This window comes from Leifsonella bigeumensis, assembly GCF_039537265.1.
GTDB lineage: Bacteria > Actinomycetota > Actinomycetes > Actinomycetales > Microbacteriaceae > Terrimesophilobacter > Terrimesophilobacter bigeumensis.
The window spans coordinates 162396-175028 of sequence record NZ_BAABAE010000003.1 but is presented as its reverse complement, the minus strand read 5'-3'; the positions used below and the strand labels follow the sequence as shown (position 1 = coordinate 175028).

General features: G+C 65.6%; 16 protein-coding genes. 4 read left to right on the top strand and 12 right to left on the bottom strand.

Going from position 1 to position 12633, the window contains the following annotated elements:
• Positions 1 to 89: 89 nt before the first annotated feature.
• The 5 genes from ABD678_RS05905 to ABD678_RS13795 form a co-directional block, all read right to left on the bottom strand.
• Positions 90 to 518 (bottom strand): hypothetical protein, encoded by a 429-nt coding sequence (locus tag ABD678_RS05905; RefSeq protein ID WP_344754697.1) that lies wholly within the window; start codon positions 516 to 518, stop codon positions 90 to 92.
• A gap of 1 nt (position 519) precedes the next feature.
• The gene (locus ABD678_RS05900; RefSeq protein ID WP_344754695.1) at positions 520 to 1017 is read right to left on the bottom strand and encodes a hypothetical protein; all 498 of its coding nucleotides are present in this window, start codon (positions 1015 to 1017) and stop codon (positions 520 to 522) included.
• Between the two features lie 12 nt (positions 1018 to 1029).
• A complete protein-coding gene (locus ABD678_RS05895; RefSeq protein WP_344754693.1) occupies positions 1030 to 1272 on the bottom strand; it encodes a hypothetical protein in 243 nt (80 codons plus the stop codon).
• Between the two features lie 57 nt (positions 1273 to 1329).
• A complete protein-coding gene (locus ABD678_RS05890; RefSeq protein WP_344754691.1) occupies positions 1330 to 2190 on the bottom strand; it encodes a DUF3800 domain-containing protein in 861 nt (286 codons plus the stop codon).
• 139 nt (positions 2191 to 2329) lie between these two features.
• Positions 2330 to 2557: a helix-turn-helix transcriptional regulator gene (locus ABD678_RS13795; protein ID WP_425561951.1), complete on the bottom strand. Its 228-nt coding sequence runs from the start codon at positions 2555 to 2557 to the stop codon at positions 2330 to 2332.
• Positions 2558 to 2644: 87 nt separating this feature from the next.
• On the opposite strand from ABD678_RS13795, the gene ABD678_RS05885 reads away from it, so the two are divergent.
• The 3 genes from ABD678_RS05885 (at position 2645) to ABD678_RS05875 (ending at position 4379) form a co-directional block, all read left to right on the top strand.
• A complete protein-coding gene (locus tag ABD678_RS05885; RefSeq protein ID WP_344754689.1) occupies positions 2645 to 3208 on the top strand; it encodes a hypothetical protein in 564 nt (187 codons plus the stop codon).
• A 99-nt stretch (positions 3209 to 3307) separates the two neighbouring features.
• Complete coding sequence (locus ABD678_RS05880) at positions 3308 to 3580, top strand: hypothetical protein (protein ID WP_344754687.1); 273 nt, start codon at positions 3308 to 3310, stop codon at positions 3578 to 3580.
• Positions 3581 to 4199: 619 nt separating this feature from the next.
• On the top strand, positions 4200 to 4379 hold the full coding sequence (locus tag ABD678_RS05875; RefSeq protein ID WP_344754685.1) for a hypothetical protein: 180 nt from the start codon (positions 4200 to 4202) through the stop codon (positions 4377 to 4379).
• A gap of 60 nt (positions 4380 to 4439) precedes the next feature.
• Here the strand turns inward: ABD678_RS05875 and ABD678_RS05870 are convergent, their stop codons facing one another.
• The 6 genes from ABD678_RS05870 to ABD678_RS05845 form a co-directional block, all read right to left on the bottom strand.
• Entirely contained in the window at positions 4440 to 4940 is a 501-nt protein-coding gene (locus tag ABD678_RS05870) for a hypothetical protein (protein WP_344754683.1), read from the bottom strand.
• 2 nt (positions 4941 to 4942) lie between these two features.
• The gene (locus ABD678_RS05865; protein WP_344754681.1) at positions 4943 to 5416 is read right to left on the bottom strand and encodes a hypothetical protein; all 474 of its coding nucleotides are present in this window, start codon (positions 5414 to 5416) and stop codon (positions 4943 to 4945) included.
• Positions 5409 to 6179: a hypothetical protein gene (locus tag ABD678_RS05860; protein ID WP_344754679.1), complete on the bottom strand. Its 771-nt coding sequence runs from the start codon at positions 6177 to 6179 to the stop codon at positions 5409 to 5411. The genes ABD678_RS05865 and ABD678_RS05860 overlap by 8 nt, the downstream gene beginning before the upstream one ends.
• Before the next feature lie 308 nt (positions 6180 to 6487).
• Positions 6488 to 7459 carry a hypothetical protein gene (locus ABD678_RS05855; RefSeq protein WP_344754677.1) on the bottom strand — a complete coding sequence of 324 codons (972 nt, stop codon included), beginning with the start codon at positions 7457 to 7459 and terminating at the stop codon, positions 6488 to 6490.
• Entirely contained in the window at positions 7452 to 8399 is a 948-nt protein-coding gene (locus ABD678_RS05850; RefSeq protein ID WP_425561971.1) for a TadA family conjugal transfer-associated ATPase, read from the bottom strand. The genes ABD678_RS05855 and ABD678_RS05850 overlap by 8 nt, the downstream gene beginning before the upstream one ends.
• Positions 8400 to 8598: 199 nt before the next feature.
• On the bottom strand, positions 8599 to 9786 hold the full coding sequence (locus tag ABD678_RS05845) for a low temperature requirement protein A (protein ID WP_344754675.1): 1188 nt from the start codon (positions 9784 to 9786) through the stop codon (positions 8599 to 8601).
• 281 nt (positions 9787 to 10067) lie between these two features.
• Between ABD678_RS05845 and acs the strand changes: the two genes are divergently transcribed.
• Positions 10068 to 12050 carry an acetate--CoA ligase gene (acs, locus tag ABD678_RS05840; RefSeq protein ID WP_344754673.1) on the top strand — a complete coding sequence of 661 codons (1983 nt, stop codon included), beginning with the start codon at positions 10068 to 10070 and terminating at the stop codon, positions 12048 to 12050.
• A gap of 121 nt (positions 12051 to 12171) precedes the next feature.
• Here the strand turns inward: acs and ABD678_RS05835 are convergent, their stop codons facing one another.
• Entirely contained in the window at positions 12172 to 12633 is a 462-nt protein-coding gene (locus ABD678_RS05835; RefSeq protein ID WP_344754672.1) for a RidA family protein, read from the bottom strand.

Here is a 12633-nt window from a genome sequence, read left to right as displayed (position 1 = left end):
CACGGAACCCCGATCCCATCCGTCGAAAGCGACGACTCCTGCTAGCGGAGCAGGTGCACTTCGGTCATGAATTGTTGAGTCGATCTTTACTAGCGGAGACCCAGCTCTCTCTCCCGAAGCAACCACTCAGGTGCGGACGGCGGCACTCGCGTGAAGGTCACAGACTCGATACCGGTCTCGTCCTCGGTGAACACCTGGAGGTCCTGAACTTTGAACGCCACCACAGTGGGGTTCCAGCCGCCCTCCACCTCCATTCCATACCCGACGACTCTGGCTGGGTAGGGCACGTGCGACATCTGCCTGTAATCGAGTTTGTCAACGAGGTTGGGGTCTAGCAACTGCACAAATGAATCAACGACGGGGAGCAATTTGTCGATGCCCCATCGCGGCGGAAACAGCGCAAGGGGCGTTCCGGCAGGATGCCCGCCTAGCATCGGGTCGTCGATGGGCGGCGTCGGCGGCTCGACCATCACGACCCAGACGGCGCGCGGCGGTCCTGCGGGGGCAAGTGGCGCCACGTCAAAACTCCTGATTCTGCGAGCGGGATCGCCAGTACTTTCGCTTGCCCGGTTCGACACGGGCTTCCATTGGCTGGTCGAACTCTAGAACTGGGACATGCCAATCGCCGATTGCGTCGGCGACTGGTGCGAGAACTGAACCCGTGAGAACGACCATGAAGGTCTCATCCAGATCGGAGTCTTTCGGTCCTCGAATCCGTACTGTGCCCGTCTTGGCAACCCCACGCGATTCGCTCAGTTCAACCCAGTCCGCTACTGACAAGCGCGCCATCACGAATGCCTCTCGGGTTGTCCCTGCCGCGACCACAGGTTCGTAATCTCCCGGGCCCCATTGAGATCCTGTTCGGAGTTCAACCAGCCCTGAACCGGGCCCGTCGTTCCGGATTTTGATTCTGTGACGGTAAAGCAGCTCCACGGCTTCGTCCCGGGGGAGCTTGAAGATACGTCCTTCCGTCATGGGTTCAAAGCGGACATAGCTCCCATTTTGCGCATTCGTCACGGTGGCCGACTGTTAAACTGTGCCGAGGTCAATCCACGGGTGGGTTGTCACGAAGAATCGAGGAAATGCGGTCTCTAATCGAGCGAGCTGACTTTCGCGGAGCGCCTCGGCAGCAAGTTCGACTGAGCGGTTAGCCGCCGTCACCGTGTCCTTGGATGCCTGCACGGCGGCACGCGTCTGCCATGCCTGCCATGCGATCACTCCAGCGGACGCGATCGTTGCGCCAGCCACTATCCAATCGATCGGCTCTGCCATGACTAGAGAATGGCATACGCGCCGCGAGGGTGGTCATTGGTTAGCGCGTCGGAGAACTCAGGAGGCAGCAGACTTGCCTCTCCGGGCGGGTAGCCCGTTGCTCGCGACATAGAGCCAACCGAGCCCGTCGATGGGCATCGGAATTCCCATACTTCGACGCATTACGAATTCATCGCCCAGTACCCAGTGGTAGAGGTTGCACACGTGGTCGGGATAAAGCTTTACACCTGAACCACCAATTGAGTTGCCCCAGTAGTTCGTGTGAAACATTGGTTTGAGGCGCTTCATCAGGGCTAAACCGTACTTGTTGCCCGCGAAGGCAGCAGTCGTTGCGCCTACCACCAGATCAGCGAGTTGCAAATGTGGGTGGTGGTGCGAGGGTGCCGTCAAGATTGGAGCAATGATCGCGGTGGATTTCACATACTCCGTCCCGAGATCCGTGAGATAGCGAGTGCCCTCGATCCATGCGTCCTCGTCCTGATGGCTCCCGCCCGGTTTGTCGAACACAATCATGCCGCGGTGGTCGGCGTTCTCCAGAAACATCGCCACTCGCTCGAAGAGAAACTGGATTACCCAATGCTCAGCGGGTTGACCGCGCATTGTGAGCTGCGCCCCTTTATCCCAGATTGAGGCGAAGATTCGAACCTCGTGTTCAACGGCTGCCTTGAGCACGGCCCGACGGACGGGCGTCAATAGTTCTGTCTTGCCTTCCGCCCGAAACCAATCCACTCGACTATCAGGCGACCACTTAAGTTCGACCTCGTGTGGGATCCCGTGCTTGTCGTAAATCGCATAGAAGTCGTCAGCGAAAGGCTTCACGTGTGACTCTTCGAAGGCAGCAGCGCCGAGCGCAACGAGCATTCCCTGGCCTTCGCGCTTGCCCTTCTGCGCCGAATCGTCGGCATACACAACATGCATATCGACTCCTCACATCCAGCGCATACTGAGAGGTTATCGGTGGATGAATGGCGTTTTCGAGCGTTGCATGGGATGTCGCTGCACCCTCCCCACCGTCAAGTCGAGGGTCGCTGTAGCGAAACCGGTTAACGTGCCACGATCACAGTGCTTTCAGCAGAGTCCCCAGGTCCAAATCAAACGCCTGGGCCACGCGGAACCATGAATCGAGACGACCATTCGTCGTGCCGGTCTCCATAGCGATAAGGGTCCTTCGAGTCACGCCAGAGCGCTCCGCCAACTCGTCATAAGTCCAGCCACGCACCGCTCGCTGCCTCCCCAACTCAATCCGGAGCGCTTCGAAGTTCGGCTCTCGGACAGGGTAGGGCACTGAGTCAGTTCATCGCGGCATGGTCTCCAAGTCAGTGTCGAAACCTTCACTATCGTGAAGATATCTTCACCGATCCGAAGGGCTGACATGGAGGCATTCGAGCAATTCGTTGCACTCGCGATGGAAACCGAGGGGCTTGTGGTCTCGGGCGCGTTGAAGTTTCCCGTTCGACGACAGACTAGGAAGGCTGGCTATGCAGAGTTCCAGACTCACGGATTCGAGGTTGACCTCATCGGCGCGAATCGAGAGCGACTCGTGCTCGCCACAGTCAAGTCATTCTTCGGATCTCGTGGCGTGGTCGCGGAGCAGGTCTCGGGCGAATCTCCAACCCATTCCGGTTGGTATGCGCTCCTGAACAATCCCGACGTTCGAGGTGCCGTGACGCGCAGTGCTGCTGAACGATTCGGTTATGACGTCAATCAATTGGAGATCCGGCTCTATGTTGGGCGATTCGCTGGAGGCCACGAGCAACGTGTGCGCGCGTGGTGCGATTCGCAACTCGTGGGCGGTTCTCCGATTCGCGTAGTGGGAGCCCATGAGGTCGTCGACATTGTGCGCAAGGTGGCTACGAGCACTACCTACCGGGACAATCCCGTCCTTGCCACATTGAAGGTTCTTACAGCCACGGGTTCACTGGTCACAGGCAAGTAACCGCTCGGGGAACCAGCGCCCCCAGAAGAAACTCCGTCATGTCTGGGGTCGGAGCTAACCTCGGGTTACCCGAGAAGTTCACTTACCCTTGGAGTCGAAATGTCCGTTCACTGGGTCAACTATGACCTCAACAAGGCTGGTCAGAACTACGACAGCCTCATCACCTACCTGAAGTCGCATCAGGGCTGGGCTAAGCCGCTGAAGAGCAGCTTCCTTGTCAAGACTTCGCTCTCAGTCGGCGATCTCCGCGACGGTATCAAGCAGCGCATCGACACCAACGACGAGGTGCTTGTGATCAACGTCGATGGGCGGTCATGGGCCAGCTTCGGCATCGACTCTGCGGTGACGGACTGGATGAAGTCGAACCTCTAGGGAACACTCACCAGGCCGCACTCGGGACAGGTCCAGCCAACCTCACCAGGCTGCATCCGGACGAGGCACTTCGGGCAGTTCGGCGCGAAGATGCCGAGTTCCTCGGGGTCTACCCATGGCCCTTCCACCACGTCGCCCATGGTCCGAGGGTACTCGCCAGGCTCTCCGTGATCCTGGGGATTGTGGATGGTTCGTGGCGGCTGGACACTGGGAAGCACGACAGCCGAGTTACCACATCTTGAACTTCAGAAGGGCAAGTGATGGCTGGACCGGAGACACCCGCAGAAGTCAAGGCGGTTGTGCAACAGGCGGATGCTGAGTTCGAGCAGGAGTCCGACCCTGAGTGGTTCGCCGAGTACGGGCAGAACCTCGCGGACTACACACATTGGCTGTTCGGGGACCGATACAGAGCGGCCCCGGGCGGCTCTCCCGCGACCTGAGACACAGTGAGACGGCTTCGAGGGCGTCCCGCGTCTCCCAGCGCCTCCGAGACCCCACGGTGCGTCGGGGAGACCTATAGTGGGCGTGACCACCGCCAGCGAGGAGGACTCAGATGCCGACAGGGCCATTGCATTACCGGACGACCAACGTCGCCTGGGAGGTGAAGGAGTGCCGTTGCATGATCGGAGCCGACCACTTCGACGACGGCACCGTGCCGAGCGACGACCTCGACGACGACAGCGGCGACGGCATGAGCGTCTGGGACGCCGCCGACATCTGGGCCTCGAAGGGCAAGGACCCCGACTACACGTTCGGGTTCAGCGAGGACGAACTTCAGCAAGCCCACGACGAGGACTGACACGGCTCGGGGCCGAGCCCATCCCGGACCCGGCCCCGTCACACGCTCACCCGGAGCGCGCTACTTGCCCGCTTCGCGCCGCTCGTCCTCCGCACGCCAAAGGGCGGTCAATGCCAGGCACATGACCGTACCCATCAGCGAATCGAACTGTGAACTTGCCTGCGCCGCCTCCAGGGTCCATTCCAGGTCCGCACCGATGGCGAACCCTTCATCGACCATGGGCAGCAGCATCGTGGCGAAGGTGGCGATGACCGGTGCCAGCAGCACCGCCTTCGACAGTGGATTGCTGTCCTCGGGCAGCGCATCGAAGCCATCGAGTCGCTCCTCCCAAGCGGGGTCGGACCAAACCTCGCCCGAAGGTGCGAACCCGACAGCTACACCGTCGCCCTCCCCAGACTGGCCTCCTGATCGGTCCGTGAGTAGCCAGAACGATCCGACCCAGCAGACGCAGAACTCAGACCCATCCGGGTACTGCTCGCGGCTGACCGTAAGGCGACTAGTCCACTCGTGCCCTACGACGTCGCCGATCTGGAAACCGGTCGGCAACTGGAGAATGACCATAGTCACACCTCCGTCTTCGCCGCGGTCGGATTGAGCCGAGGCTCGCCCTCTACCGACCCCCGGATCGCACCGAGGATAGCCCCGACGATGCTGCGCGCCTCGCCCAAGCCACCGTCGTCGGTAGCCTGCCGGAGCAAGTTCACATACGACCGCATGAGTGCATCCATGCCCTGAGCGACCGCTTGGAACTCGCGTGCTGACTCCGCCCGCCCGACGCGCTTCCGCGCTTCCTCCAGATCCGCGAGCACGGCCAACTCCAGCGCCGCCCGGCGAGCCTTGGCGTCCTTCTTCGCCGCCTCGGTGGCAACTGCCGTCGCTGTTCGGTCGAAGTCGAGACCGAGGGGGACTGCATGCTTCGCCACAGTATCCTTCGAGCGCTTCATCGCCTTCGCGATGGAGTGCAGCGCCATACCTGAGCCATGGAGGCGGCGCAGGGTCGCGTCGTCCTCCGGGGTCCAAGGACGGAGGCTAGCCATCCGCACCCTCCTTCGCATCGACCTGGAGGCTGTCCAGGTTGGCCACGGCCTGGTCGAGCTCTGCGGCCTCCAGGTCGTCGTTGAACGCCGCCCGGTACTCGTCGACGTTCGCCTGGTAAAGCGCCGTGCGCGCCTTCAGTGTCACCTGTCCGCTCCCGGCCTGCTCGATGACCTCCCGCCAAGCCGCGCTGTGCTCGGTGGCCTCCTGGGCGGCCATGGCCTGCTGTGCTTTCTCGTCACCCAGCCCGGCAAGCCGGACGAGCACCGCCTGCGAGACCTCCGCGGCCACGCCCTCCGGGTCGCCGGTCTGCACCGCGAGGTCGGAGTCGAGGTGGTCGAGGATCGCGGACAGCCGCCGCCGGTCGGCGTTGTCGATGATCTGGCCGAGGTTGCGCCCCGAGTCCAGTAACGCCCGAACCTTGCCCCACTCGTTGGAGACGACGGCCACCGAGTTGGCGTCAGTCGCGGCAATCTGCTCGAACGCCGCCCGCCGGGCCGCGTCGGGATCGGCCCCCGCCTGTGCGGAAGTGGCGTCCAGCACTTGTCGCAGTTCGGCGCGCGCCATCTGGAGGCGGCGGCGGCGCTCGTGAGTGATGGCGCTGTTGTTCCAGTTCTTATCGTGGAACTTCACCGCCTCCCGCTTCGCGGCTTCGAACTTGGCGTAAGCCTCCGGGTAGGAAGGCGCGCTCCGCGCTGGCGGGGCTGCGGTCGGCTGGTACCGCCCGTTGACCACTGCAAGCGCCTCTGCGAACTTGCTCGTCATTTTGGTGTTTCCTTTCGTGTCGGGCCTCGGCCCTCAGTTGGCCCCGTCGCGGGCGCGACGAGGAGTCTCGTCACGCCGCGCGGGGACCGTCCTCGATGGCGAAGTCGAACGCCGGGAAACCCTGAGCACGGGGAGGATCGTCACGATGGCATATTCCGCGGTCGATGCACCGGTCTCCGATGTTCCGGTCCCTGATGCGAGTCGGCGGCGAATCCTCTGGATCATGATGGTCCTCTCTGTTGTCGTCACCCAGTGTGTGCCGGGTCGACGACGGCCCTCGGCCAACGAGGGTCGATCGGGGGAGAACTTCAGAACGACCCGGCTGTTGAGGAGATGACGGCGATCATGAGCGGGGCGACGCCGAGCAGCAGGAACGCCGGCAGTACGCACAGGCCGAGCGGGAGCATGAGGGTCACCGAGAGCGCCGCCGCCTTCTGCCGAGCCGCGCTGCGGGCGATGCGTCGCGACTGCTCCGCCTCGCTGCGCAGCAGCGCCCCTGCGGGCACGCCGGCGCGCCGCGACAGTTCGAGCACCTCGTCGAGTTCGGCGTCGCGACCGTCGAGCTCGCACCGCTCGAGCGCACTCGCGACCGCTCGGCGGGCGCGATCGAGGGATGCCCCACCGGAGACCGCGATCGACAGCAACTCGAGCGACAGGCCTGGAGTGACGTCCTTCGGTGTCGCGGCCCGCAACAGGCGACGGTTCCAGGCGCGGGCCACGAGCATGAGCGCCGCCCCTCCGGCGAGGCACAGCGCCCCGGACACAGTGCCGAACAGCACGCCGAGCGTGTCGAACCCGAGACCGAGCCCGAACAGGATGCCGACCACCGGGAGAACGGTCACGAACTTCGCGGTCGCGGCCGGCCCGGCGAGCGCGACATCGACGTCGCGCTGGGTCTCGGCGAGATCGCGAAGCGACCCCGCGAGATCCCGGAGGCTCGGTGCGAGCGGAGCCCCGGCATCCGAGGCGACGAACCACGCGGCGGCGAGCCCACGCCAGGCGGCGCCGCTCGCCGCCCAGGCCTCGCCGCGCCGCGGCGCCGACTCCGCCGGCAAGGCAGCCAGGATCGCCCCGGCGACCGGCTCCGTGCCGACCCGCGCCGCAACTGTCGCCACAATGTCCTGCGTCGCGTGCCCCGAGGTCCTTCCACCGGACGGCCGGTCATCGAACGACTCGGCGAGGTAGCCCCATGCCGATGCAGGGGTGACCCCGGCAGCAAGCAGAACGCCCAGTCGCTGCACGACGCTGGCCACCGGATCCAGACTCGCGGTCTCAGCCACCGGCTTCCTCCGCCCGCTGCCGCGGAAGAGCCTCAGTGCGCAGGCGCCCGGCTGCATCCACGGTGAACCGCCCGACCGCGACGAGTCGCCGGATGCCGTCCCCCCTCCCGACGTGCAGCACCGCCCCGATCGCGCTGACCGCCTGCCGCGCGATCGCGGTGACGCCCAGGCCGGCGAGGGCGCCGAGGGCTTCGAGACGCGCGGGAACGTCCTCGAGGGAATTGGCGTGCAGGGTTCCCGCTCCCCCGTCGTGCCCGGTGTTGAGCGCGGCGAGCAGTTCGCGCACCTCCGCACCACGGCACTCGCCGAGGACGAGCCGGTCCGGTCGCATCCGCAGCGCTTCGCGCACGAGCCGGGCGAGACCGATCTCACCAGCCCCTTCGAGGTTCGGCTGTCTCGCCTCCAGGGAGACGAAGTGCGGATGATCCACCTGCAGTTCGGCGACGTCCTCGATCGCGATGATGCGGTCGGTCGGCGCCGCCGCCGCGAGCAGCGCGGAGAGCAGCGTCGTCTTGCCGCTGCCGCCCGCGCCCGTCACGAGGATGTTGGCTCGCCGGGCCACGAGATCGAGCACTCCATCGACGGCGACGTCGTCGAAGAATCCTGCAGAGGCGAGATCGTCGACCGCGAGACGCCGCACGCGCGGGAGCCGGATCGACAGCAGCGTCCCGAGCGGTGAGACGGGAGGGAGCACGGCGTGCACCCGGATGCCGTCGTGCAGGCGGACATCCACGCAGGGGGCAGCTTCATCGATGTGCCTGCCTCCGAGCGCGATGAGGCGTACGGCGAGCTCGCGCAGCTCCGGCTCGGTCAGCGGAAGAGTCGGCCTGCGCTCTGGCCCATGCCCCCGGTCGACCCACAACTCCCCCGCGCTGTTGACGAAGACATCCGTGACTGCCGGGTCCGACACAAAGGAGGCGAGTTCGCCGAACTCGGGCAGGTTCCGCGCGGGTGGTATCGGCTCGACGGTGCTGGATGGCCCGACATCCTGCGGCCCCGCCCCAGCGACTCTGTCCCCAGCGCTCGGACTCCTGGGCGCACGGCCACGAATCGCGGTCGGGCATCCGGGGACATGCGGACAGGCTAGGTGCGCCGGGTATGCGACCAGACGGCGCGCCCGTCGTCCGGTGAATTCCCGCTCAGGTGACCGGCTGTGGAGGAGTGGAGAGGCCGACGGCTGTCCGCTCGAGTGCGAAGCTCACGAGGTCGAGCACGATGAGTGCGGCCGCGACGAGCGCGATCGTCGCCCACGCGGCGAGCCCGCCGCTCGCAAGGCAGGCGAGCACGGGCAGAACGCCACCCGGCACGAACATCACGGCGATGCGGCGCCATCGCCTGCCGAGCCTCACGCCGATGACCGCGTTCGCGAGGTGCAGGATGCCGACCCCCGTCGCGAGAAGAACCCGCACGCCCAGCGTCAGCGGCTCGGCCGCATCGACGACCGCGATACCGATCGACGCCGCGACGAAAGTGAGCCCCACGATGAGCAGGAACGGCAGGTACATGACCACGTCGCGTAACGCGCCGTAATGTTTCGCCCGCTGCGCGGCCTCGAGCCCGGCCTCCGCCGTCGGGATCCCCCAGCGGAAGAACCCCCGCGCGATCATGACGCACACGACGAACCCGAAGAGCGCCGCCGCACTGCCGGCGACCGTCGGATGCTCAGCCAGCCCGGTCACGGAGAGATAGACGGCCTCGCCGATCACGATGACGACGAACAGCCCGATCCTCTCGAGCGAATGCGAGACCGAAGCGCGGTCGTAGACCTCCGAAGAGAATCGGGAGCGCACCGCAAGGAGCCCGATCTCCCCACCCACCGCGACCGCCCACAACACGTACTGGTATGGCGCGGGGACCACGATCGACACGAGCCAGACGGCAGCGGTCACGAGGTTGTAGGCAACCGTGCGCCACGGCGAGATCGAGCTCGCCTCCTTCGCCCTCGGAACGAGCCACATGACGAGCAGCAGGATGCGGATCCAGGCCGCCCCTGCCGCGTAAAGCCAGGCGAAACGGTCGATTCCGCCCGAGATCGCGACCGCCATCGCAGCCGGCCCAGGCATCGCCGCGACCACGAGAACCCCGATCAACCGGAACCGGTCACCGAACAGATTGTTGGTGACCATGAGGTTGACCCAGGCCCACCACAGCGGAAACAGGAGCAGAACGAACACGACGACCGTTCCGATCGCCGGGTCGACCTCGATGAGGTGGACGGCGACCGCGACCACGACCACGAAGACCAGATCGAAGAACAACTCGTACCAGTCGGCAACGCGTCGGGGCGCAGCAGGCCCCGGATGTCCCTGTGCGGGTTCGGAGACCATGGCCACCATCATCCGCCACCGGGCGGGGCGAGAACAACGGGGCAGTGGGGAGACTCGCCTTAACGAGAGGGGCGGCGCCAGTTGGGGGGAACGGGCGCCGCCACGGCAACGAGCTGATTGGGGGGAATCGTAGCGCTCGCTGCAGGTCAAACTCTCATTTGACAGCCTTCAGTCTAACGCAGCCGACCCTCGTTTGGGTGGTGACTTTCACAACCGAGTAATGTCGAATTCCAGGTGACCGTGCATGTCACCGTCAACGCAAGGAAGCGCCCGGGAGAACCATGAGCGAGACGATCGACAGCCTGCTTCACGAGGAGAGGCGCTTCCCGCCCTCCGCAGAATTCGCCGCACAGGCGGTTGCCAAGCCCGACCTCTACGACAAGGCGAAGGATGATCGCCTCGGGTTCTGGGCGGACCAGGCCCGGGAACTCCTCCACTGGCATACGCCGTTCACCGAAACCCTCGACTGGAACAACGCCCCCTTCGCGCGCTGGTTCGCCGACGGGCAGCTCAACGTCGCCTATAACTGCCTCGACCGGCACGTGCTCGCCGGCAACGGGGACCGGGTCGCGATCCATTGGGAGGGCGAACCCGGCGATTCCCGGTCGATCACCTACGCGCAGCTGACCGAAGAGGTCAAGAAGGCGGCGAACGCGCTCGAAGCCCTCGGCATCCGGCGCGGCGACCGGGTCGCGATCTACCTGCCGATGATCCCGGAGGCGGCGATCGCCATGCTCGCGGTCGCCCGCATCGGCGCGGTGCACTCGGTGGTCTTCGGCGGATTCAGCGCGGAGTCGCTGCGGTCCCGCATCGAGGATGCGAGCGCCAAACTCGTCATCACCGCCGACGGCGGCTGGCGCAAGGGCAAAGTGTTCCCCCTCAAGAACGCGGTGGATGCTGCGCTCAGCAGCCAGGCCGCCGGCGGCGCGACGACGGTGGAGCATGTGCTCGTGGTGAAGCGCGGCGAGAACGAGGTCGACTGGACCGATGGGCGCGACCTGTGGTGGCACGACACCGTCGAGACCGCCTCCGCCGAGCATGAGGCCCAGCCCTTCGAGGCGGAGAACCCGCTCTTCATCCTCTACACCTCCGGCACCACCGGAAAGCCGAAGGGCATCCTGCACACCTCCGGCGGCTACCTCACCCAGTGCGCCTACACCCACAAGAACGTCTTCGACCTGCATCCGGAGTCCGACGTGTTCTGGTGCACGGCCGACGTCGGCTGGGTGACCGGCCACAGCTACGTCGTCTACGGCCCGCTCGCCAACGGCGCCACCCAGCTCATGTACGAGGGCACGCCCGACACCCCGCACCCCGGACGCTGGTGGGAGCTCATCGAGAAATACGGCGTGACCATCCTCTACACGGCGCCGACCGCCATCCGCGCGTTCATGAAGACCGGCCGTGAATACCCGCAGAAGTTCGACCTCAGCTCGCTGCGCGTGCTCGGGTCGGTGGGTGAGCCCATCAATCCCGAGGCCTGGATCTGGTACCGAGACATCATCGGCGGCGGCGAGACCCCCGTCGTCGACACCTGGTGGCAGACCGAGACCGGCGCGATCATGGTGTCAGCCCTGCCCGGCATCACCTCGGCGAAGCCGGGTTCGGCACAGGTTCCGCTCCCCGGGATCTCGGTGGATGTGCTCGACGAGACCGGTGCCCGGGTCGGCAACGGCAACGGCGGACTGCTCGTGGTCACCGAACCGTGGCCGGCGATGCTGCGCGGCATCTGGGGCGACCCGGAGCGCTTCATCGAAACCTACTGGGAGAAGTTCGACTTCGAGGGGTCACCGCAGCGCCGGATGTACCTGGCCGGCGACGGCGCACGACTCGACTCCGACGGCGACGTCTGGGTCATGGGGCGGGTCGACGACGTGATGAACGTCTCGGGCCACCGCCTCTCCACGATGGAGATCGAGTCGGCGCTCGTGTCGCATCCGATCGTCGCCGAAGCCGCGGTCGTCGGCGCCTCCGACGACACGACCGGCCAGGCCGTCGTCGCGTTCGTCATCCTGCGGGCGAAGCAGGAGGCCGCGCAGACCCCTGAGGAGGCGAGCGCGATCCTGCGCGCCCACGTCGCCGAGCAGATCGGCGCGATCGCCAGGCCGCGCCAGATCTTCATCGTGACCGAGCTGCCGAAGACCCGGTCGGGCAAGATCATGCGACGGTTGCTGCGGGATGTGGCGGAGGGGCGCGAGGTCGGGGACACGACCACGCTCGCCGACACGCAAGTGATGCAGATCATCACCGAGAAGCTCAAGTAAGTTCTGCGGGGCGCTGGCGAGAGAGGGCGTCGATTTTCAGCTCAGACATCGAGGCGGCTTCGACGCCTCGAAACTCGCGAGAAAATCGACGCCCTCTCTCGCCAGCTCGGTTAACTGCGGATCAGGCGAACTCGAAGACGAACTCGATCTCGACCGGGGCATCCAGCGGCAGCACTGCCACGCCGACGGCGCTGCGGGCGTGCTGGCCCGGCTCGCCGAAGATCTCGCCGAGCAGCTCCGACGCGCCGTTGATGACGCCCGGCTGGCCGGTGAACGACGGGTCGGATGCCACGAAACCGACGACCTTGACGACTCGCGTGATGCGGTCGAGCGACCCGATCGCCGACCGGGCGGCGGCCAGGCCGTTGAGCACACAGGTGCGGGCGAGCGCCTTCGCATCCTCCGGGGCGACCGCAGCGCCGACCTTGCCCGTGGCCGGGAGTGCGCCATCCACCATCGGCAGCTGCCCTGAGGTGTAGACGAGGTTGCCGGACACGACCGCCGGAATGTAGGCGGCGACAGGCTTGGAGCCCTCCGGAACGACGAGCCCGAGCTCGCGGAGGCGGTCATCCAATGTGGACAT

Bases quoted from the DNA above. Each gene is read 5' to 3' on its own strand.
- ABD678_RS05895 (WP_344754693.1), bottom strand. From the start codon at position 1,272: ATGGCAGAGCCGATCGATTGGATAGTGGCTGGCGCAACGATCGCGTCC.
- acs (WP_344754673.1), top strand. From the start codon at position 10,068: ATGAGCGAGACGATCGACAGCCTGCTTCACGAGGAGAGGCGCTTCCCG.
- ABD678_RS05845 (WP_344754675.1), bottom strand. From the start codon at position 9,786: ATGGTCTCCGAACCCGCACAGGGACATCCGGGGCCTGCTGCGCCCCGA.
- ABD678_RS05880 (WP_344754687.1), top strand. From the start codon at position 3,308: ATGTCCGTTCACTGGGTCAACTATGACCTCAACAAGGCTGGTCAGAAC.
- ABD678_RS05865 (WP_344754681.1), bottom strand. From the start codon at position 5,416: ATGGCTAGCCTCCGTCCTTGGACCCCGGAGGACGACGCGACCCTGCGC.
- ABD678_RS05885 (WP_344754689.1), top strand. From the start codon at position 2,645: ATGGAGGCATTCGAGCAATTCGTTGCACTCGCGATGGAAACCGAGGGG.
- ABD678_RS05870 (WP_344754683.1), bottom strand. From the start codon at position 4,940: ATGGTCATTCTCCAGTTGCCGACCGGTTTCCAGATCGGCGACGTCGTA.
- ABD678_RS05835 (WP_344754672.1), bottom strand. From the start codon at position 12,633: ATGTCCACATTGGATGACCGCCTCCGCGAGCTCGGGCTCGTCGTTCCG.
- ABD678_RS05890 (WP_344754691.1), bottom strand. From the start codon at position 2,190: ATGCATGTTGTGTATGCCGACGATTCGGCGCAGAAGGGCAAGCGCGAA.
- ABD678_RS05860 (WP_344754679.1), bottom strand. From the start codon at position 6,179: ATGACGAGCAAGTTCGCAGAGGCGCTTGCAGTGGTCAACGGGCGGTAC.
- ABD678_RS05875 (WP_344754685.1), top strand. From the start codon at position 4,200: ATGATCGGAGCCGACCACTTCGACGACGGCACCGTGCCGAGCGACGAC.